Below are 20,038 nucleotides of genomic sequence, written 5' to 3'. Positions count from 1 at the left end.
CGACGCCCCCAACGTGGAACACCCGACGTGCCCCGCGAACGGACACCGGGTCAGGACCTCGCGCCCGGCGAAGGCCCTCGGATCGAGATGGCGGGGCCCGACTCAGGCCCGTGTCTCGACGCTGCAGCACGAGCACGACGCCGGGACGGCGCCGTCGGTGAAGGCCGCGCCACCGATGGCAGTCACCGCCAACTCGTCCAGGACCAGGTCCTCGACGTCAAAGGTCGGCTCCACGACGTGAGCCCTTCTCAGAAGGTCGGCTCCGGCGGCTGCACGCTGCAGCAGCAGGAGCTGCCGCCGCTGCAGGACCCGCCGGACGCACCCGCCTCGGGCAGCGCCACCGCGTCACGCATCGCCGTGACGGACAGGTCGTCCAGGACCAGGTCATCGACCTCGAAGCTCAGTTCCATGATGTCCTCCCTAACTCGGTTGGTTTCAGCGGAAGCTGGGGTCCGGGCAGCAGCAGCAGGAGCTGCCACAGCAGGACCCGCCGCCGGACGCACCCGCCTCGGGCAGCGCCACCGCGTCACGCATCGCGGTCACGGACAGGTCGTCCACGACCAGGTCATCGACCTCAAAGCTCAGTTCCACGACGAACTCCCATTCAGCCGAAGGTGGGGATGGGTTCTTGTTGGCAGCAGCACGAGCTGTTGCACGAGCACGACGCACCGGACGCGCCCGCCTCCGGTAGCGCGACCGCGTCACGCATCGCGGTGACGGACAGGTCGTCCAAGTGCAATTCACGGGCGTCGAAAGCGATGTCGGGCATCGGCGGTTATCACCTCCTTTCCACGAACTGAAACCGCTGGTCAGCGACCCACGGGCACGATGAAAGGGGTGAACTGCTTCGAGTGGGGCGGGTGCGGGCCGGACGAGGCCGGAAACCGTCAGCGCACGTGCACGAGATCGATCTCGCCGTTGGCGTTCCCGCCGACCGCAGAGCTGTCCTTGGTCAGGTTCTCCAGGTAGTGGCCGGCGGAACCGCGGAGCCCGCCGGTCCGCGCGTGCCGGGCCGCCGCGACCGAGCAGGCCGTTCGTTGCCACAACCGCATGAAGTCCTCCGTGACCGTGACGGGGTGCGACGGGGAACCGGTGCCACCCGCGGACCTGCTTTGCCCCGTCCGACAGGGGTTTCCGGGTGGCGGGTGCCACGAGCTCGTCCCGTTCCGCTCACCGCCACGTCCTCCACCTTGCTCGACCTACCGAACGAAAACCTGCGGGAAACCTGCAACCGCCGAACGCCCCTGCTAGACCGGTATCGAGGGGGCCGGTCGTCGAGGGGAGTTTCGCGGTGGCGGTGGAGTTCCGCGTGTTGGGTCCGGTGCAGGCGACGATCGGCGAGCGATCGGTCGACCTGGGCCACGCCCGGCAGCGGTGCGTGCTGGCGGTGCTGCTGATCGAGGCCAACCAGTGGCTGTCCACGGACCAACTGCTCAACCGGGCGTGGGGCGACCGGGTCCCGTCCGGCGGCCGGAGCACCCTCTACGGCTACCTGTCGCGCCTGCGCCGGGCTCTGCGCGCCACCCGCCAGGCCGCCATCGTGCACCGGGCGAGCGGGTACGAGATGGTCGTCGACGAGGACGCGGTGGACGTGCACCGGTTCCGCCGGCTGGTCGCCCTCGCACGCGCCGAGACGGACCAGACCCGCGCACTCGAACTGGCCGAGCAGGCCTCGGGGTTGTGGCGGGGCGAGGCACTGCTGGGACTGGACACACCGTGGACCACCGCGGTGCGCAACGGGCTGGAGCGGGAGCGGTTCGCCGCCGACGTCGACCGCCTGGACCTGGCACTGCGGCTCGGGCGGCATTCCGTGCTGCTGCCCGAACTCACCGATCGCGCCACCGCGCACCCGCAGAACGAACACGTGGCCGCCCAGTTCATGCTCGCGCTCTACCGCGCCGGGCGTCAGGCCGAGGCCCTGGACCACTACCGGCAACTGCGCACCCGCCTGGCCGAGGAACTGGGCGCCGAGCCCGGACCGGAACTGCGGCAACTCCACCAGCAGATCCTGACCGCGGACCTCGCCCTGACCGCCCCGGAGGCGGACCGCCAACCGGTGGTGCCCCGCCAACTGCCCACCGCGCCGGGGCCGTTCACCGGACGCGTCCCCGAACTGGCCGAACTCGACCGCGTCCTGCTCACGGCGCCGCACGAGGAGAGCGGCGCGGCAGTCGTGCCGGCGACCGGACCGGCGCCGATTTCGGCGATCGGTGGTGTGGGCGGGATCGGCAAGACCTGGCTCGCGCTGTCCTGGGCGCACCGCAACCTGCACCGGTTCCCCGACGGGCAACTGTTCGTGGACCTGCACGGGTTCAGCCCCACCGGAGACCCGATCGATCCGGCTGACGCGCTGCGCGGCTTCCTCGCCGCCCTGGGCGTCACCCCCGACCGCGCCCAGTCAGACCCGGGCACGCTGTACCGCAGCCTGATGGCCGGGCGGCGGATGCTGGTGCTGCTGGACAACGCCGCCAACGCCGACCAGGTCGTGCCGTTGCTCCCGGGCAGCCCCACGTGCACCGTGCTGGTCACCAGCCGGACCAGCCTGCCGTCGTTGATCGATCGGCACGGTGCGCACCACCTGCCCTTGGGCGTGCTCACCCCCGTCGAAGCCCGTGCCCTGCTGACGTCACGCCTGGGCGAGCACCGCACCGACGCCGAACCCGACGCCGTCGACGAGCTGGTCGGCCTGTGCGGTCGGCACCCCCTGGCCCTGGCGATCACCGCGCGGCACGCCGCCACCCGCCCGCGGCTCCCGTTGGCCGAGCTGGCCGCGGAACTGCACGAGCCGGGCCTGGACATGCTCGACCACGAGACCGACGTCACCGCCAGCCTGCCCGCCGTGCTGTCCTGGTCCCTGCACCACCTCACCGCGCGGCAGCGCATGGTGTTCGTGCTGCTGGGGATCGCGCCCGGCCCGGACATCGACCTGCCCGCCGCCGTCTCCCTCACCGGGCTGACCACGGCCGAGGCGCGCAGAGCCCTGCGCGTCCTGGAGGACCACTCGCTGCTCGACCGGCACCCTCACGGCCGCTACGCGATGCACGACCTGGTGCGGGCCTACGCCACCACCGCCGACGACCACTTGCCCGCACCGGAGCGGGAGGCCGCGCTGGAGCGGTTGACGGACTTCTACCTGTACACCGCCCACACCGCCGAACGACTCCTGACTCCCCACCGCCCACCGATCCGACTCGACCCGCCCGCTCCCGGAACCCACTCCCACCCGCTGCCCGACCGCGCGTCCGCACTGGCCTGGATGGACGCCCACCACCTCCACCTCCTGGCCGTCCAGCACACCGCCGCCAGCCGTCGCCGCCACCGGATCGTGTGGCAGATCGCGTGGGCCCTGGCCTCCTTCCACCGGCTGCGCGGGCACATCCACGACGACCTCGCCGTGTGGCAAGCCGCGGCCGACGCGGCCACCCACCTGCCCGACCCCGGCGCCCGAATCCTCGCCCACCGCCTCCTCGGTCACGCCCTCGCCGAACTGGAGCGGCACGACGGCGCCATCGCCAACCTGCACCAGGCCCTCGCCCTCGCCCGGCAGCACCACGACCTCACCCAGCAGGCCCACACCCATCACGCCCTCACCTGGGCCTGGGGGCAGCGTGGCGACGACCACAAAGCCCTGGAACACGCCCAGCACGCGCTGGACCTCTTCCGCGCCCTCGCCCAGCCGGTGTGGGAAGCCACCGCGCTCAACATGGTGGGCTGGCACGCCGCCCGAGTGGGCGAATACGACTACGCCCGCAAGCACTGCCAGGCCGCCCTCGACCTCTACCGCCACCACGAGGACCCCGATGGCGAGGCGGACACCCTGGACAGCTTCGGCTGGATCGAGCACCACACCGGCCACCACCACCGGGCCATCGACCACTACCAGCAGGCGCTGGCCCTGTACCGCACCGTCGGCAACACCACCGAGGCCGCCGACACCCTGAACAACCTCGGCCACCCCCACAGTGCCCTCGGCAACCACGCCCAGGCCTCCGCCGTCTGGCAGGAAGCGCTGGACCTCTACCGACAGCAGAGCCGCCACACCGACGCCGAGCGCTTGCGACGACAACTCGCCGAACTCGGCCCGGCACCGGTCGGGCAGCCGGACACAGCCGGCAGCGTGGAGACCGGGAGGACGGGCTTACCCTGAATCCGCGCGCCAGGACCTGTGGGGTGCCAGAACTCCGCACCCGGGCGCTGCGGTGCGGTGGTCGTGCCCGGTCGATCGCACCTCGCCAACAGCAACTCGTGCAACCGAGGCCACCCTCCCGCCTCTGCCCAGGCAGCCACCACGGGTAACGGGCACCCGCGGTGTGGCCGGGACACCGTCGATGTCCGCACGCCGGATCACTACCCGAAGTGCAATCGTGTTACCGCTAACATTTGTCGCCACACCGTCGAGACCAGCGCGGCCTTGTTCGACAGGTGGCATTCAGCGGCCGCCAAACAAGCGCGTCAATATTTAGCCGGCACAGCGTTTGACCGCCGATCGGCGGCTGGTTACGGTGAGGCCCTCTCGCCGGCACAGGTCGCCCGGTGGGCCGAACGGGGCAACTTCCCGACCGGTCCGGCGACCTGCCACGGTGATGACCCCTGGTCGGACTCTTCTTGGTCGGAGTGCTCAAAGTTAGCGCTCACATTTAGCTTTGACCCTTCTTGTCCGCCATAGTTTCATTGGTGTGACACCAGGCCGCGCCGTCCCCACGATTGCTTACCGACCAATGCCCTGCTCCGCGGGTATGAAGCCGGCAGAAGAGTCCACAGTGGACCTCCCTGTTCTGGCGACCCCGGCGGTAGTGAGGATGGGTCCGATGATCGGTGTATCGCCGTTGAGGCGACACCCGCGAAAGGGGTTTCTTGATGCGTCGGAACAGGCCTCGCACGCTATCCCAGCGCTTCGCCGGCGTAGCGCTGGCGGGCGCCACACTCCTCGCGACCATCGGCACGGTACAACCCGCCGCCGCAGGACAGCCGGCCGTCGCAACACAGCCGACCGTCACGGCCGCGGCTGCCGCGGCCGCCACTGCCGGCGTTGCCGCGATCGCCTCGGTCGACCTGGCCGGGACGTGGAGCTTCACCCCGGCGGGCCGGGCGACGACGTCGATCAGCGTGCCCGGCGGCGGCTGGTACAAGCAGGGCTTCACCGACGTGAACGAGGCGGTGTACTCGCGCACCATCACCGTGCCCGACTCGGGTCAGCCGCAGTCGACGTGGATCGAGTTCGGGGCGGTCAACCACCAGGCGACGCTGTCGGTCGACGGCCGCGTGGTCGCCACCCAGACGACGGCGTTCACCCCGTCGAACTTCGACATCAGCGCATACGCGGCGCCTGGCACCACCCACACGATCACGGTGAACGTGAAGGGCCGCGGAGCGCTGAAGGCGTCCAACGGCCGGTACCTGGTGCCCGACGCCGCCACGTGGTCCGAGGCGATCCCGCAGGGGATCTTCGGGTCCGCGTTCCTGCGGGTGTACCCGGCGGTGTACGTCAGCGACACATTCGTGCGTACGTCGGTGGCGAACAAGACGTTGAGCTACGACGTGTCGGTGCGCAACACGTCGGGCAGTTCCCGGTCGGTGACGTTGACCGGGTCGCTGTCGTCCATCAACGGAACGGCTTTCAGCTACCCGGAACTGCCCAGCCGCACGGTCACCGTGGCGGCCAACTCGACCGTGACCGTGACCGTCGGGCCGGTCGCGTGGAACCTCGACAGCACCTCGTACTGGTGGCCCAACGTGCCGTACCGGTCGGGTTACCGGGCGCAGCTGCACGGGCTGACGGTGCATGCCGTCGCCGATGACGGGCGCACCAGCGACGCCACGTACCGGTTCGGGTTCCGGGAGGCCACCCAGAACGGTGACTACTACTACCTCAACGGCGTGCGCGTGAACTTCCGCGGCGACAACCTCCAGGGTGCCGACTACGACCGGGTCAACAACGGCGGCAAGGGCGACGCGTACCACACCCTGCCCGGCTTCCTGCCCCCGTCGCCCGGCAACGGCGGCTGGCCGCAGGCGGTGGACAACTACCAGCGGCTGAACTTCAACGTGGTGCGCATCCACCAGGAGCCCGCGAGCCCGTACATGTTGGATGTCGCCGACGAGATGGGCCTGATGATCATCGGCGAGGTCGCGATTCGCGGCTCCCAATCCTCGCAGGAGTGGAGGGAGACCGTCGGGCGCAACAACATGATCAACCACGCCCGTGCGCTGGTCCTGCGCGACCGCAACCACCCCGCGATCATCCGCTGGAGTCAGAACAACGAGCCGAACCAGAGCGGCCAGGATTCCGAACAGTTCGAGAAGGACTTGTACGCGGCGATGAACGGCGCCGACGGAACCCGGCCGATCATTGTCGAGGTGGGCGTCGGCAACAATGTCAGCCTGTATCCCGGGATGACGTACGCCAACTTCGCGGTGATCCCGCACTACGTCGACGGCTTCGGCAGGTACGGGGAGGGCCTGATCACCGTGAACGGGCGGCCCGACGGCGAGGGCGAGTACATCTGGCCGGCATGCAACACCAAGCAGGGCTTCGAGTGGTTCGCCACGGCAACCCTGGCCAAGCGCGGCAAGGGCGCCACCGACCTGCGTCCGTACACGCTGCTGTCAGCTTGGGCCAGCGTCATCCCCGGCGTGCGCACCGGCGACTTCGTCCCGGAGGAGGGCGGTCGCCCTGTCTACGGCGCGGACAACCTCCCGGACCCCTGGAGCAACCCTCAGTTCCAGCGCGTGCAGGCGGCGTTCAACCCGGTGGCCGCGGTCGACCTCCCCTACTGGTCGGCCTCCGGCGTCTCGGACGCGAACGGCACCTTCCCCCTGCCCCAGGCCGTGCCCAGCTACGCCCGGAACGCCACGGTCACCCGCAACATCACCGTCTTCAACGACGACTTCGCCGACACTTCGGTGGGCTTCACCTGGACGGCGCGGCTCGACGCGCCGGACGGGGCGGTCGTCGCGTCCGGAAGCACGACCCTGACCGTCCCGCTCGGATCGCGGGTCACCCAGCCGGTGTCCTTCACCACCCCGGCCACCGGCAACCGCGTGTACCTGCAGCTGTCGACCACGAAGTCCGGCAGGCCCGTCTTCACCGACGCGGTGGAGTACTTCAACCTCGCCGGAGGCGGCGGAGACGGACCCGCACCGGGCAACTACCGCATCGTCAATCGCAACAGCGGCAAGCAGCTCGCTGTCGCGGGCAACTCCACCGCGGACGGTGCCAAGGTGGTCCAGCAGAGTGGCACCGGCACCTGGACCGTCGCCACGACCTCCGACGGCTCCTACACCCTCCGGTACGTCGCGAGTGGAAAGGCGCTCGACGTCAACGGCGGCAGCAGCACGGCCGGGCTGCAACTGCAGCAGTGGACGGCCAACGGCGGCACCAACCAGATGTGGTACCTGCGGTCCACCGGCAACGGCTACTACACCATCGTCAGCCACGACAGCGGACTGGTGGCGGACGTCTACGGTGCGGCGACGAGCGACGGGGCGCAGGTCGTGCAGTGGGCCGCCAACGGCGGGGCCAACCAGCAGTGGCAACTGATCCGGGTCTGACCGGACGACCCGGTTCTCGCCTGATACCTCGGCGTCGACCGCTACCCCTGGCCGCTCGACCCTGCGGCCAGGGGTAGCGGCGAGACGTCAACTCCGAACGTCGGCAAGCGACCACCACCGAGCACCTTGTCCCCGCTCCCATCGGTACGGGCCGGCAGACCACCGCGGTGAACGCATCGAACCGCCTCGCTCGCGAGCGGTAGGCACTCGTCAGCGCCCCCATGGGGTCGATCAATGACGGCTCAACGGACCCTGATGGAGGTTCCGACACCCTGGCAACGCCGCGGGACCGGTTGGCCCGGTCCTACCGGACGGACTTCTCACCATCCACGCTCAAGGGCTGTCCGGGCGGCTGGTCTGTGTGCTGCAGGGTGAAGGCCGCCTCGGTGGTGCGGCACAGCGCCCGGACCGCGTGGCGTTGCGACCGCCAGGAGGCCAGGCCGAGGACGATGCCGACCGGCGCCGCGGGCCACCACCAAGCGCCGAGGAGCGCGAACGCCATGCTCCAGGCGAGGGCCTCGCAGGCCGCGTCGTAGGCGTCGCGGGCCTCGGCCAGTGCGGCACGGGATGTGTCGGACGCGGAGAGCAGGAGTGCGGGCCATGCGCTCGCGATGTCGTCGCCCGTCTTCGCTCGGATGTGTGCCTCGGTGGCACGGAACCGGTCGCCCGACCAGGTGGGGGAAGCGGGTCTGCCCGACCCGGTTCGGGCCCGGCGGGCATCGAGCCTGTCGGCGCGCAGTTCCCTGCCGCCATCGCGCGCCCGCACGGACTGGCGGGCGAGCTCGTCCGGCGCGACCCAGCGACGTGCCCGCCATGACGCCAGCCGCCGGCCCAGCGGCATCAGCCACCACGGCCAGGCGCCCGACGTCAGCGCCCCGATCGCGTTCGCCGCGTACGGCACCGCGAACGCGGCTGCCACCACCGACACCGCGACGAGCACGAGCGAGGCGATCCCGGCCGCGGGCAGGCCGCCGCCCAGCCGAAACGCGCCGGCGATCCGCTCGCGGGCGAGGGCGATGTCGTTCCAGCGGCGGTGGCCCAGTTGTCCGCCGCCGACGAGCGCGACCACGACGAACAACGCGGCGGGCAGCAGCCGCCGCAGGAACCACCTGTCGGGTATGCGCTTCTGCAGCTCTACGAGCAGTCCCACCGCGGTCAGCCACCCACCAGGCGCATCGGCTCCCCGGCCAGGGCGCACGTCGGCGTCTCCGGTGTGACGCCGTCCCGCAGGTCGACCCGGGCGCAGCGCTGCGTGGGGCAGACCCAGCCCACGGACCGCGGTGTGGGGCCGCCCGGCCAGTCGCCCACGCCCATGGTGGGAGGCAGCCCGAGTCCGCCGGGGATACCCGCCGCCTCGGCCGCGTCGTGCAGCGCGCGCACGGCTTCCCGCCACTCGGAGCCTGCCGGGTCGGCGCTCCGCACCACCGCGAAGTGCGCCTCCCAGAGTCGGGAGTCGATCAGCTCGCGCAGCTCGTCGACGTTGCGGCACAGGTATTCGACGGCGTCCTCGTACAGCCTGCGCGCCTTCGACCCGTGCCCCACGGTGGCCTTCCTGAACGTCCTGAGAACCACTGCCGCCTGACGACCGGTCAGTTTACTGTAGGAAGCGATGACTGAGCTTCGGGATCGAGTGGTCGCCCGCCTGGTGGCAGCTCAGGACGCCCGCGATCCGGCGCCGCTGCGCGATGAGGACGCGGTGGTCGAGGCGCTGGCGCTGCTGCGGGAGGCGGCGCCGTTGCCGGACGAACCGGTCGAACTCGGTCTGGTCGCCGCCGTCTTCTGGACCTTCTGGTTCCGCCATCAGGGAGCCGAGGACCCGGAAGCCGGGCAGAACATGTTCGTCGTGCTGGGCGCCTTCGGTTTCCTGTACCCGCGCTTGCCCGAGAGCGCGGGACTTCCCGACACCCTGCTGGAGGGCTTCGACCCGGCCGATCCGTCGCACGAGGCCCGGTTCGCCTACCTGGTGAGTTCGGCGCACGCCGACGCCGTGGACAAGGTGCCCGAGCCGGTGGCCGCGCTGGACCGGGCGCTCGCCTGGTCGGACACGGCGATCGAGTACGTGACGGAGGAGGACCACGCGGGGTTCGTGGAGTTGGCGTTGCACGCCCTCGCGCTCAACGTGAGCCGCTCTCAGCTGGCGGCGGACCCGGACGCGCTGGCAGTGGCGGCGCGACACGGGCAGGCGGTGTGCGAGCGCCTGGCCGCCATCGAGCCGAGTCTCCTCGACCCGGCCGGGTCCCTGGCGGCCGCCGGGGCCGCCCTGCGGACGGTCGTGGACGCCGCGCGGCTGCTCGGCGAGCCCTCGCTCGCCCTCGTAGAGCAACTGGTGTCGGCGGCACCGGACGGTGCGCTCATGCCGGAGACGGAAGAAGGGCTGCGCCAGCTGCGCACGTTGTACGCCCTGCCCGTCGGTTGGCCGGGCGAACGGGAGCTGCGCATCGGCGCGGCCCTCGCCGAGGCGGGCGCCCGCGAGCACGACGCGAGCCGGATCGCCTGCGCCGTGCGACGGCTGCGCGCCGCCTTGGACGACACGCCCGCCGACCACCCGGCCCATCCCCAGGTCGCGGCCGCACTCGGCCAGGCGCTCGCGGCGTTCGCGAACGAGCGTGACGACGAGGAGGCGGCCCGCGAGGCGGCCGAACTACTCGGTTCCGTCGGGGGGTCGAGTGGGCAGGACGCCGAACTCGTCGCCGCGTACCTGGCATGGCAGGGACTGGGCAGCGGCGATGATCCCGGGCCGGTCACCGCCCGCCTCGTAGATCAGCTCAGGCAGCACGCCTCACGCACGGGCGACCCCCTGGACATCCACCTCGAAATCGTCGCGCTGGCGACCGGGTCGACCGCCGATGAGCTCTCCGACGAGCAGATCATCCGGTACCGCGCCGCCCTCGCGGCCCTCCCTGCCGACGCGCCGGGTCGTTACGCCTACGTCGCCGTGCTGGCCGCGCTCACCGGGCTGCAAGGGCAGAGGCTGCGGCAGACCGCACCTGCCCGGGCGGACCTGCTCGCGACGGAAGCCCGGGAGCTGACCGAGGAGGTGAAGGCCACCGCCCCGGCGGACTTCCCGGCGTCGGCCCTGCTGCGGCTGGGCAGTTTCGACGCCGCGCTGCCCGTGGCCATCATGTCGACCCCCATCGGGTCCGAGTATCCCACGGGGATCATCGGCGCGATCCGTTCCGGCGAACCGGTCGACGCGGAAGACGAGAACCTGGTCGAAGAACTGCGCAAGACGCTCTCGCTCCTGACCCGCATGCACGACGTCTTGGACGACCCCGAACACATCGATTCCGACGTCGAGGTCCTGCGGGAAATCCTTGCGGACGTAGGAGACGACGATCCCGCCCTGCGGGCGCCTCTCGCCGGCGCACTCGGCATCGCGCTCTACGCCCAGCACCACACGCACAGCGACTTCACCAAACTCGACGAGGTCGTCGAACTGCTGCGCTACGCGCGCTCGCACGAGCCCGACATGCCCGCCGAGTCCAACCAGTTCCTCGCCGACGCGCTCACCACCCTGTCCATGGTCCGCTTCGACGCGGAAGGGGCGCGCGAGGCCGCGGCACTCCTCGCCTCGGCGGCCGCAACCGCCACCGCCCTGCCGACGGACGGGGAGGAACCCGCGGACGGCGAACCGGTGCTTTCCGCCACCGACCGGGCGATGCTGTCGGCCAAGACCGAGTTCCACAGCGCCCTGCAGAACTACCTGTTCGGCCACGAACCGGCCCAGCTCGACAGGGCCCGCCAGATCGCCCGGCGGATGCGGGAGCTCGCGGGTGAAGCGCAGGCCGGGGCGGCGGGCGGCAATCCGCCCTGGTACGACCTCATGGGCGACGCCTACGTCAACCTGGTCGACACCTTGGGACCCGGGGGCGGCCCCAAGCCCGACCTCACCGACGACGTGATCCACCGGTGCCGCGCGACGTTCGCCGCGTGCGCCGCCGGACACCCGATGCGGCCCATGATCGCAAGCACGCTGGCCAGGGCGCTCGTCCAGCGTGCCGCAGCGCTCCGCGGCACCGAGCCGGAGCGTGCGGCGCGCCTCATGGCCGAGGCCGACGACCTGAGCAACATCCTCAGGGAGGAGACACCGCACGGGTCACCGATCGACCTGGCCGCCATAGCGCGCACCTTCATCGACCGCATGGGCCATGGCCGCCTCCCTCAGCGCTCCCCCTCGAACACCCCGTCTCCCAGGACACCGCATACCCCGCAGGCGAACTCTTCGGAGTCCTTCTCCGAGTCCCTGATGGCCCTCGTGTCCGGCATCGAGGACCCCGCCGCGTGGACAGGGCCCGCAATGCCGGCGTGGGTGCGGGCCCACGGTGAGATCGCGGCCGCGGCCGGCGCGGTGGGCAAGCCGGAGCCCCGGCTCGACCAGGGCCTGTCCCACCTCGAAGCGGCCATCGAGGCCATGGCGGAGGTCACCGACCGGGGCAGCGACCAGCAGTCCGCCGAACACGGCCTGTCCACGTTCGAAGGGGACATCCGGGCGGTGATCGAACTGGTCCTCGTGCAGATCCTCCGCCGCGAGGCCGCCGCCCGGTTACCCGCCCACCTGGAGAACATCCGGCAGAGCATCGAGGCGGCTGTGGCGGAGCAGCGTGCTCCCGACCCTCTGCCCGACCTCCGTGCCCTCCTCCTCCGCACAGTCGAGGGACCCGACGTCGACCGCGCCGCCGAGCTGCTCGAACGCGGCCGCGGCCTGCTGCTGGCCCGGCGGATCGAGGCTCGCGCCGACACCGCCGACCTGCGGTCGGCGCACCCCGCGCTGGCAGCCGAGTTCGAGCGGCTGACCGACGAGCTCGTCGCCGAGCCGGAGGTGTCCGACTCGACGCCCGCCGGGCACGCCGAGTGGGCCCGGCTCGCCGGGCTCCGCGCCTCCCGCGACCTCGACGCACTGGTCGAGCGCATCCGCACCCAGCCGGGCTTCGAGGGCTTCCTGCGTCCGCTCGCCGCCGAGGAATTGCGTGCGCTCGCGGCCGACGGCCCCATCATCGTCCTCAACCACGGCCGCGGCTTCTGCTTCGCCCTCGTCGTCACCCACCGGTCGATCATCGCCCTCCGCCTCGAACCCGAGGCCGACGACATCGCCGACGCGGCCCGACGGCTGCGCGACGCCGTCGACGCCATCAACGCGCACGGGACGTCAAGGCCGTCCCCGGCGCAGCTCGTCGCCGCCGGTGCCACCGTCCGCGAGACGCTGTCGTGGACGTGGCACAGGATCGTGCGGCCGGTGCTCGAGCTGGTCGGAGCGGCGGACCCCGTTCCCGGCGAAGGCGCGTGGCCGCAGGTGTGGTGGGTCCCGACCGGTCCCTTCAGCGCCCTGCCGCTGCACGCGGCCCAGTGCACCTCACCCGACTGCGGACTCGACGGCTGCGGCGCGGCCCTCGACGCCGTGGTGTCGTCCTACGTCCCCGGCCTCCAGACCCTCGCCTACGCCCGTGCCCGGGCCAGGCACCGCGACACCGCCGATCACGGCAGTGCCCTGCTGGTCGCCTCGCCCGAGGACGAGCTGCCCGGCGTCGCGACGGCGGCCGGCCACGCGGCGGAACTCCTCGGCGCGCGCGAGCCGTTGGTCGGCGCCGCGGCGACCCGCGAGGCCGTGCTCGCCGCACTCGGCAGCACCTCGTGGGTGCACTTCGGCTGTCACGCGGCCACCGACCCGGCGGAACCGTCCGGAGCCGTGCTCCACCTGCCGAGCGGTGAGCCCGTGTCCGTCCTCGAGATCTGCCGGGCGCGGCCGGGTTCGGCGCGGCTCGCCTTCCTGGCGGCCTGTGGCACCGCCCGCACAGCCGAGCGACTCACCGACGAGGCCATCCACATCAGCAGCTCGTTCCTCCTCGCCGGATTCCCCACCGTGATCGGCACCCTCTGGGAGATCGACAGCACGCACGCCAACCACGTCACTCGCGATTTCTACCGCCGCATGACAGGCAACGACACCGCCACCGCCGCCCACGCCCTGCACGACACCGTCCGACAGTTACGACGCCGCATACCCGACCGTCCGCACATCTGGGCGGCCTACCTCCACGCGGGGACGTAGGCGCTCTCGGCCACTCCGCCGCTCACGGCATGGCGGACCGGTCGGCACAGATCATCCCTCCGCGCCGTGCCCCACCGCTCGTTTGCAACTGGTGCAGGCCACACCGCCGCCCGCAGGTGCGCCTTTCGTCCTTGAACAGCAGGCCCGCAGCCGCGCATGTCCGCGCTCAGTGGCGCCGGCAATAGTGCGCGCACAACCGACAGATGCGTAGCCAGTGTGCGTTTACGCGTTCGGGTCCCAGTCTGCGAGCTGTTCCATCGGCTCGGTGTCGCCGGTGGTCTCCAGGCCGTCGAGCGGGACGCGCGCGTAGAAGTAGAGGACCAGTTCGCTCGCCGCGCCGCGCACCGCCATGTCGCCCGGCTCCGCGTCGGCGGCGAGGTCGTCGCAGCGGACGCCGTGGGCGTTGAGGGTCAGGCGCCAGGAGCGGCCCTCGGTCGCGTGCAGGTCGATGGTCGCCGGCGTGAACGGCCAGGGGACGGTCGTCGCCGAGACGGTCGTCAGGAACTCGTCGACGCCCTCGACCGCGACGTCCGTCGGCAACGGCCGTGCGGCACCCTGGGTGAGCTGGGCGTCGTAGGTGTGGACGGCGATCTCCTGGATCTGGTGCCGGGCCACGGCTCCGCTGGTCTGCGGGGCCTGCGAACGGCCCCACCACGTCCAACAGCCGCGGTCCGGGCCGGCCTCGCGCATCGCGTCGAGCATGAGCCCGGTCGACTCGGCGAGCCAGGCATCCAGGGCCTCGCGGTCGAGGGGCGCGGTCGGGGCGCCCTTCGGGTCCGTCCTCTCCGGGGGCGCAACGCCCGGACCCGCCGCGACGATCGCGGCCTGGCGGCGGCGACCGTCACCGAGGTGCTGCGCCAGTTCGCGCAGCGTCCAGTCCGGGCAGGTCGGGACCTGGACGTCAAGGTCGGGGGCGGACGCGATCGCGGCGCGGAACGCGACCGAGCGGTCTTCGATCAGCCGCAGGACCTCGGGAAACTCCAGAACGTTGTGCACCACGGTGATGTATCACGACACACCGGCCACCGGCCACCGAATAGCGGCACCGCCAACTCCACGTCCTTGATCACCGGCAATCGAGCGAACAGCGCCAACCGGACGAACATCAGGTACAGCAGTCGTAACCGTTGATCCCGTCGGCGAAGTGCTCCGGGTGGTGGCGGTTGTGCGCGTAGTGGTGTCGTACGTCGTGGACCGCGCCGGGTCCGCTCCCCGCCCGCCGAGGCGCGCCGTTGCTGCCCGACATCCGCTACTGCCGCTCGCCGAGTTCCCGCAGCAGTTCGGCAGCGGTGGTGTCACCTTCCTGCGCGGCCAGGCTCCACCAGTGCTCAGCTCCCGCCACGTCGTCCTCCCGGTAGGCCAACGCGCCGAGCCTGACCATCGCACCGGGGTGGCCCAGATCCGCCGCACGGCGATACCACTGGCGAGCGTGCGTGGTGTCCTTGCCGTTCTCGGCCAACACACCGAGGTTGGCCATCGCAACGGAATCACCGCCTGCGGCCGACGTGGTCCACCAGTGCAGGGCCTCCGCAAGCTCCCCTTGGTTGGCGAGCAACACGCCCAGGTGGCTCATCGCGGACGTGTCCCCCGCCTCGGCGGCCAGCCGGAACCAGTGTCGAGCGTTCGTCTCGTCCTCGCGGTCGAGGCACGCAACGCCCAGGTCGGTCATCGACGGGACATGGCCGGCGGTGGCCGCAGTGACGCGCCACTGCTCGGCCTCGGCGAAATCCCCCTCCAGGTCGCACACGTCGCTCAAAGCGGCCATCGCTTGGAGATGACGGGCTTCGGCGGCTCTGTGGTACCAGTGCCGTGCCTGGACCAGGTCGCCGCGGTTCAAGGCCAAGGCACCGACGTTGTACATCGCGTCACCGTGGCCCGCCTCGGCGGCCCGGAGCCACCAGTGCTCAGCCGACCGCACCTCGTCCTGCCCGTAGTGCAGTGAAGCCAGTTCGAACATCGCGTCGACCTGTCCCGCCTCGGACGCCGCCTGGTACCAGTACCGGACCTGGTCGGGATCGTCCGCGGCCAAGTGGGCGAGGTTGACCATCGCGTCGGGGTGGCCGTGCCCGGCCGCGGCACGCCACCACCGTTCGGCTCCGACGACATCGCCCCGCCTCCGGTAGAGGGCACCGAGGTGGAACATCGCGTCGGCGAAGTCCTCGTCGGCGGCGTGCAGGAACCAGCGCTCGGCCTCCACCGGGTCATCCCGCTTCAGCGCGACCAGCGCCAGGTTGAACATCGACTGTTCGTCACCGCAGTCCGCCGCCGCGCGCCACCAGTACTCGGCTCGCTCCCGCTCCCCACGTGCCTCGCACACGACTCCCAGGTTGAACATGGAGAGGGACCGAGCCACCTCGATGATGCCTCTGACGCCCACCCCGTCGACCACCCGCAGCCACCAGCGCTCGGCCTCCGCCCCCTCGCCCCGGTCCTTGAGCAGCACGCCGAGGTTCATCATCGCCGCGGAGTGCCCGCCCAGAGCCGCCTCGCGCAGGTAGCGCTCGCCCTGCTCGGCGTCGCCCCGCGCCAGCTTCATGCGCGCGAGGTTGTACAGGCCCTCGTCACCGGCCGCGTGCAACCAGTGTTCGGCTTCTTCGTCATCGCCCCGATCGGACAGCAACCCGCCGAGGTTTCCCATGGCGACCTGGTGACCAGTAGCCGCGGCGAGACGCCACCAGTGCTCCGCCTCGTCCAGCTCCCCCGCGGGCTCGAGAAAGCTGCCCAGGTTGTTCATCACCATCGTGTCACCGGCCTGCGCCGCCGCTCGCCACCAGCGCAGCATCTCGTCCCGACCGTGGGTGCGGACGAGCAGGGCGCCGAGGCTGAACATCGCGTCGGTGTGACCGGCCGCCGCGGCCGCGCGGAAGGCGAGCTCGGCGATGTCCCTCCGCTCGGTCGAACGAGCGGCCACGCCGATGTCGTAGGCCTGGGCGGTGGAGGCGGCCTTCAGCAGCACCAGCCACGTCACGTCGGGCACCTGCGCGTCACCGACCGGGGCACCGCCCCGTTGGGCGTGGTCGACGAGGTAGTCGGCCGCGACATAGCAGTCGTCCTGGCGTGGTTGGAGGCACGAACTGGCACCCAACACCCGTTCACAGGCCCAGGCGAGCGCGTCATGGGTCGGTGGCAGGTCCGCGCGGTGCCGCAGGACCGGCGGGAGGTACGCCGGCTTGAGCGCTTCCAGGATCGACGTGTGGATCGGGCCGTGCAGCCCCGCGCGCCGGCAGTCCACCGCGATGCTGATCAGCGCCTGACCGACGTGGAACAGCGGGCCGTCGCCCGTGGACCAGCGCCGCACCATGCCCACGCCGGCCGCGAGGAACTCCGCGAAGCCCTCGTCAGCGACGAGGGCCCGCGCCACTCGTGAGTCCCTGGTCGCCTGCCGTGCCGCGCCCTCGTGCTCGGCCCGGGACAGCACCTGTGCCACGTGGAGCCGACGCCGTCCGCGCAGCTGTTCGATCAGCTCCACACCTTGCCGGTCGACCATCGCCGACGCACCGTCGCGATCACCACCGGTGGCGTGGTCGTAGCGCGCCAGCTCCTGATCCCGCATCGTCGCCACGACGGTCCTGCGGGTCGCCGGCGCAGCGCCGCTTGGGCACAACCGCTGCAGCAGCGCCAGGTCGAACCCGCCGGGCCTGAGGAACCGCTCCAGGTCGTCCAGCCACACCACGACCCGTTCGGGCACCGATCCGGATTCCGCCAGCTCGCGCAACGCCTGACCGTCGCGCGGGACCAACAGGGGCGCGTCCGGCAGGACCGCCCGAAGAACCTCCAGCGCCGTGCGCGACTTGCCGGCGGCGGCACGTCCGTGCAGCAGCACCATCCCGCCGATCAGCACCGTCTCCCGCAGCCTGGCGTCGACGTCGCGAGCGACGTAGGGAGGCAGGTCCGCGTCGGTGTCACCACTGGACTCGATGGCCGGTTTCACCCGCAGCGCGAGGAGGTCGATCTCGCGGACCGCAGGCAGCCGTCCGCCCACCAGGTGCAGGGCTCGCCCAGCCAGTCCGACCGGAGGCCGCACGGCGTCCGACTGGAGCACGACGCTTCCGATGGTCCCGGCCTGCACCACGTTCGCATGACCCGCATCCGAGATCAGATTGCTGGTGTCACCGGTTCCGGAGCCCATCGCCCACCCTTCCGCGCCGTACGGGTGATCATCGCGCGAGAGTCTGAGCCGTTACAAATCACGTCGAATCGCGCATCAATACGCAATTCTGCGGAAAGAGCAGCGCGCGGTAAGCGTCCTGGTTGGTGCGCAGCTCGCGGTCCCGATGCGCACGCAGGCGCTGCTCGCGGTCATCGAGCAGGTGTGGGTCGATGACGTCGCGGGTGTGGACGGTGTTCTCGGCGGCCTTCATCATCCGGTGAAGCGCGTTCTGCGTGCAGCGGTTCGATCGCCGGCGCCCATGTGAGCGCACCCTTCGCCTGTCACCGATTCGCGGTCCGGTGTCAACGGCTACGGAACTCGTTGTGCATGGCCAGACCTCGCCCGGTCGTGTCTCGACACCGAACTGCCCTGCCGTGAGCAGCTTGCCTCGAGTTGAGGTACCTGATCCGGCGACGATTAGGTCCGTCCGCGCGCCGACGGAGCCTGACACGGTCGCGCCGAGTCGTCCGCCGCTTCCTGTGTCTCGCGTGCATTTCTCCGCGCTGCGACCCCCGTGCGTCGGCGACCTGACCTACCGCGCCAACCCGTTCCCGGCCTCGGAGCCGGAGGTTCACGCCCGCCGCACCCGGCCCGGGCCGATGAGCGCCGCGATGGCGACAAGCCCGTAGCCCGCGATCGGTACCCCGATCGACGGCGCCATCGTCACGATGTTCTTCAGTTCCATCATGGCGGCCAGCAGCGCGCCGATCGCACCGAGGGCCGCCAGGAAAGCGAAGCCTCTGGCGGCGGAGCGGGCACCGTGACCGGTCGGCCAGGTCGCGCCGAGCCCGAGGACGGACACCAGCACGACCCCGAGCACCCAGGCGTAGGAGAAGTAGGCGGAGGCGTACGGCATGGTGTCGGCCATCCCGTCCAGCCCGGTCGCGTCCATCCGCGTCAGGAGCGCCCCCAGATCGGTGTACGTGATGTCCGGCAGGAGAAAACCGCCCGAGGCCAACGGCGTCGCGAACGTGCCGGCGACGATGAGGACGACGCCCAGTGCCGCCACCGTCACACCGGCCGGGCTTCGCCTGGTGCGAGGCTCGTTGAAGTGCACGGCACCATCGATGTGGCCCGCCTGGACCATGTTCGAGCGACATCTCCGGGCGGTTTCTGATGGAGCGGCGGCCGTGCCCGCACCCCGTGACAGCGGTGATCTTCACGCGACCCGGGATGCGATGAGTATCAAGTGAAAGCTGTTGTGGTGGGCGATCGCGACCGTGGTCGTCACCCTGTGCCAGGGCGAGTGGGGATCGCAGAAGTAGATGTCGAGCCGGGTGGTCCGGGCGACGACCGCGTGGGCAATTTCCTGCCCCTGGTCTCAGGTCAGGGTCCGGCGCAGAGACCGCGGCAACCGGTTCATCGCCTCGATCCTCGCTTCCCCCACGGAGAGGGCACCGTGGTTGTTCGGCAAGTGCGACAACATCACGAAGCCGGTGGACCGCTCCACCAGCGTGCCGATGGCGGACTTGTTCTCCTTGCCCGTGATCAAGTCCCCGTGCCGATGCCCCGCCACCACACGGTCCAGGACCTCCGGCGGCCGCAACGCGATGTTGACCATGCCGGCGAGGCGTCCTCGACGCTCGGTGGTGCGTCGGGTTCGGCGCAGAGACCGGCCGGTGCGCAGCGTCTTGACCAGAACCCGATGCAGCCCACCGCGGCCTTGCACATAGAGGCTGCCGTAGATGGTCTCGTGACTCACGCGCATGCACCGATCGTCCGGGAACAGCAACGGCAGGGCCCGTCTGATCTGTTCAGGGCCGCTGTCCTTGGTGCGCAACAGATCCTGCACGTGTTCGCGCAGCCGGTGGCCATCCGCCAATGCCTTGAGGAATCCCATGCTGGCGGCGCGGTCGGTGACAACATCGCGCGCCTCGTGGTAACCGAGGTCAATGGGTCGGGTACGCAGAGACGCAGGAAGCAGTCGTCGGCCGGTCGGCAAGATGCGCAGTGCCTCCACCAGATGTACGGGACATGGCGGCACGCCACGTCGCGAGCATGCGGCACCCCGTAGTCGGCCGATCAACCCAAAGCCGCGTTACGTGACGAGGAGCCACGTCGTGCCACCCGACCGGACGGACATCCTGGCGGCGGATGGTCGCGGCGATCACTCCTCGTGATGCTGAACGTGGCCGGGTTGGGCTACCCGGAGTGTCCACCGGCCAACGGGCTGACGGTGGCGACCGTGGTCCGCACCGCGTGTCGGGCCACCAGCCGGGCGGATTCGCCGCTCGTGCCCGATTCTGGCGTCAATGATTCGGCGGCGGCACCGGAAATGAGACACCGCCGAT

The 20,038-nt window shown here is 71.0% G+C and carries 16 protein-coding genes; 3 read left to right on the top strand and 13 right to left on the bottom strand.

The window, feature by feature from the left end:
* Window positions 1–102: 102 nt before the first annotated feature.
* The 5 genes from ADK67_RS54760 to ADK67_RS51195 all read right to left on the bottom strand — a co-directional run bounded on the left by ADK67_RS54760 (window position 103) and on the right by ADK67_RS51195 (window position 1,052).
* The gene (locus ADK67_RS54760; RefSeq protein WP_269436030.1) at window positions 103–234 is read right to left on the bottom strand and encodes a hypothetical protein; all 132 of its coding nucleotides are present in this window, start codon (window positions 232–234) and stop codon (window positions 103–105) included.
* A gap of 14 nt (window positions 235–248) precedes the next feature.
* Window positions 249–410 (bottom strand): thiazolylpeptide-type bacteriocin, encoded by a 162-nt coding sequence (locus ADK67_RS51210; RefSeq protein WP_157620857.1) that lies wholly within the window; start codon window positions 408–410, stop codon window positions 249–251.
* 25 nt (window positions 411–435) lie between these two features.
* A complete protein-coding gene (locus tag ADK67_RS51205; RefSeq protein ID WP_157620856.1) occupies window positions 436–591 on the bottom strand; it encodes a thiazolylpeptide-type bacteriocin in 156 nt (51 codons plus the stop codon).
* Window positions 592–604: 13 nt separating this feature from the next.
* A complete protein-coding gene (locus ADK67_RS51200) occupies window positions 605–769 on the bottom strand; it encodes a thiazolylpeptide-type bacteriocin (protein WP_157620855.1) in 165 nt (54 codons plus the stop codon).
* 118 nt (window positions 770–887) lie between these two features.
* Window positions 888–1,052 (bottom strand): hypothetical protein, encoded by a 165-nt coding sequence (locus ADK67_RS51195; protein ID WP_157620854.1) that lies wholly within the window; start codon window positions 1,050–1,052, stop codon window positions 888–890.
* A gap of 239 nt (window positions 1,053–1,291) precedes the next feature.
* Here ADK67_RS51195 and ADK67_RS26475 point away from each other — a divergent pair, with 239 nt between their 5' ends.
* Together ADK67_RS26475 and ADK67_RS49360 are read left to right on the top strand one after the other, a co-directional pair.
* The gene (locus ADK67_RS26475) at window positions 1,292–4,147 is read left to right on the top strand and encodes an AfsR/SARP family transcriptional regulator (RefSeq protein WP_053719223.1); all 2,856 of its coding nucleotides are present in this window, start codon (window positions 1,292–1,294) and stop codon (window positions 4,145–4,147) included.
* 710 nt (window positions 4,148–4,857) lie between these two features.
* Window positions 4,858–7,551 carry an RICIN domain-containing protein gene (locus ADK67_RS49360; protein WP_082403830.1) on the top strand — a complete coding sequence of 898 codons (2,694 nt, stop codon included), beginning with the start codon at window positions 4,858–4,860 and terminating at the stop codon, window positions 7,549–7,551.
* A 304-nt stretch (window positions 7,552–7,855) separates the two neighbouring features.
* Here ADK67_RS49360 and ADK67_RS26465 read toward each other — a convergent pair whose 3' ends face one another.
* Both ADK67_RS26465 and ADK67_RS26460 read right to left on the bottom strand, forming a co-directional pair.
* Window positions 7,856–8,701: a hypothetical protein gene (locus ADK67_RS26465; RefSeq protein WP_053719222.1), complete on the bottom strand. Its 846-nt coding sequence runs from the start codon at window positions 8,699–8,701 to the stop codon at window positions 7,856–7,858.
* A 5-nt stretch (window positions 8,702–8,706) separates the two neighbouring features.
* The gene (locus ADK67_RS26460) at window positions 8,707–9,093 is read right to left on the bottom strand and encodes a hypothetical protein (protein WP_157620853.1); all 387 of its coding nucleotides are present in this window, start codon (window positions 9,091–9,093) and stop codon (window positions 8,707–8,709) included.
* Between the two features lie 67 nt (window positions 9,094–9,160).
* Between ADK67_RS26460 and ADK67_RS26455 the strand changes: the two genes are divergently transcribed.
* Window positions 9,161–13,597, top strand: a complete 4,437-nt coding sequence (locus tag ADK67_RS26455; RefSeq protein WP_157620852.1) for a CHAT domain-containing protein — start codon at window positions 9,161–9,163, stop codon at window positions 13,595–13,597.
* A gap of 222 nt (window positions 13,598–13,819) precedes the next feature.
* On the opposite strand, the gene ADK67_RS26450 is transcribed toward ADK67_RS26455, so the two are convergent.
* The 6 genes from ADK67_RS26450 to ADK67_RS26435 all read right to left on the bottom strand — a co-directional run bounded on the left by ADK67_RS26450 (window position 13,820) and on the right by ADK67_RS26435 (window position 19,707).
* Entirely contained in the window at window positions 13,820–14,593 is a 774-nt protein-coding gene (locus ADK67_RS26450; RefSeq protein ID WP_053719236.1) for a maleylpyruvate isomerase family mycothiol-dependent enzyme, read from the bottom strand.
* Between the two features lie 109 nt (window positions 14,594–14,702).
* Window positions 14,703–14,843, bottom strand: coding sequence for a DUF5662 family protein (locus ADK67_RS55115; RefSeq protein WP_157620851.1), 141 nt, complete (start codon window positions 14,841–14,843; stop codon window positions 14,703–14,705).
* Between the two features lie 3 nt (window positions 14,844–14,846).
* A complete protein-coding gene (locus tag ADK67_RS26445; RefSeq protein ID WP_157620850.1) occupies window positions 14,847–17,639 on the bottom strand; it encodes a tetratricopeptide repeat protein in 2,793 nt (930 codons plus the stop codon).
* Between the two features lie 145 nt (window positions 17,640–17,784).
* Window positions 17,785–17,961: a hypothetical protein gene (locus tag ADK67_RS51185; RefSeq protein ID WP_157620849.1), complete on the bottom strand. Its 177-nt coding sequence runs from the start codon at window positions 17,959–17,961 to the stop codon at window positions 17,785–17,787.
* 357 nt (window positions 17,962–18,318) lie between these two features.
* Complete coding sequence (locus ADK67_RS26440) at window positions 18,319–18,756, bottom strand: hypothetical protein (protein WP_157620848.1); 438 nt, start codon at window positions 18,754–18,756, stop codon at window positions 18,319–18,321.
* Between the two features lie 312 nt (window positions 18,757–19,068).
* A complete protein-coding gene (locus tag ADK67_RS26435; RefSeq protein ID WP_157620847.1) occupies window positions 19,069–19,707 on the bottom strand; it encodes an IS30 family transposase in 639 nt (212 codons plus the stop codon).
* Window positions 19,708–20,038 lie beyond the last annotated feature (331 nt).

The sequence above is a fragment of the Saccharothrix sp. NRRL B-16348 genome, from assembly GCF_001280085.1.
GTDB lineage: Bacteria > Actinomycetota > Actinomycetes > Mycobacteriales > Pseudonocardiaceae > Actinosynnema.
This window is presented reverse-complemented; position numbering and strand designations above follow the sequence as displayed.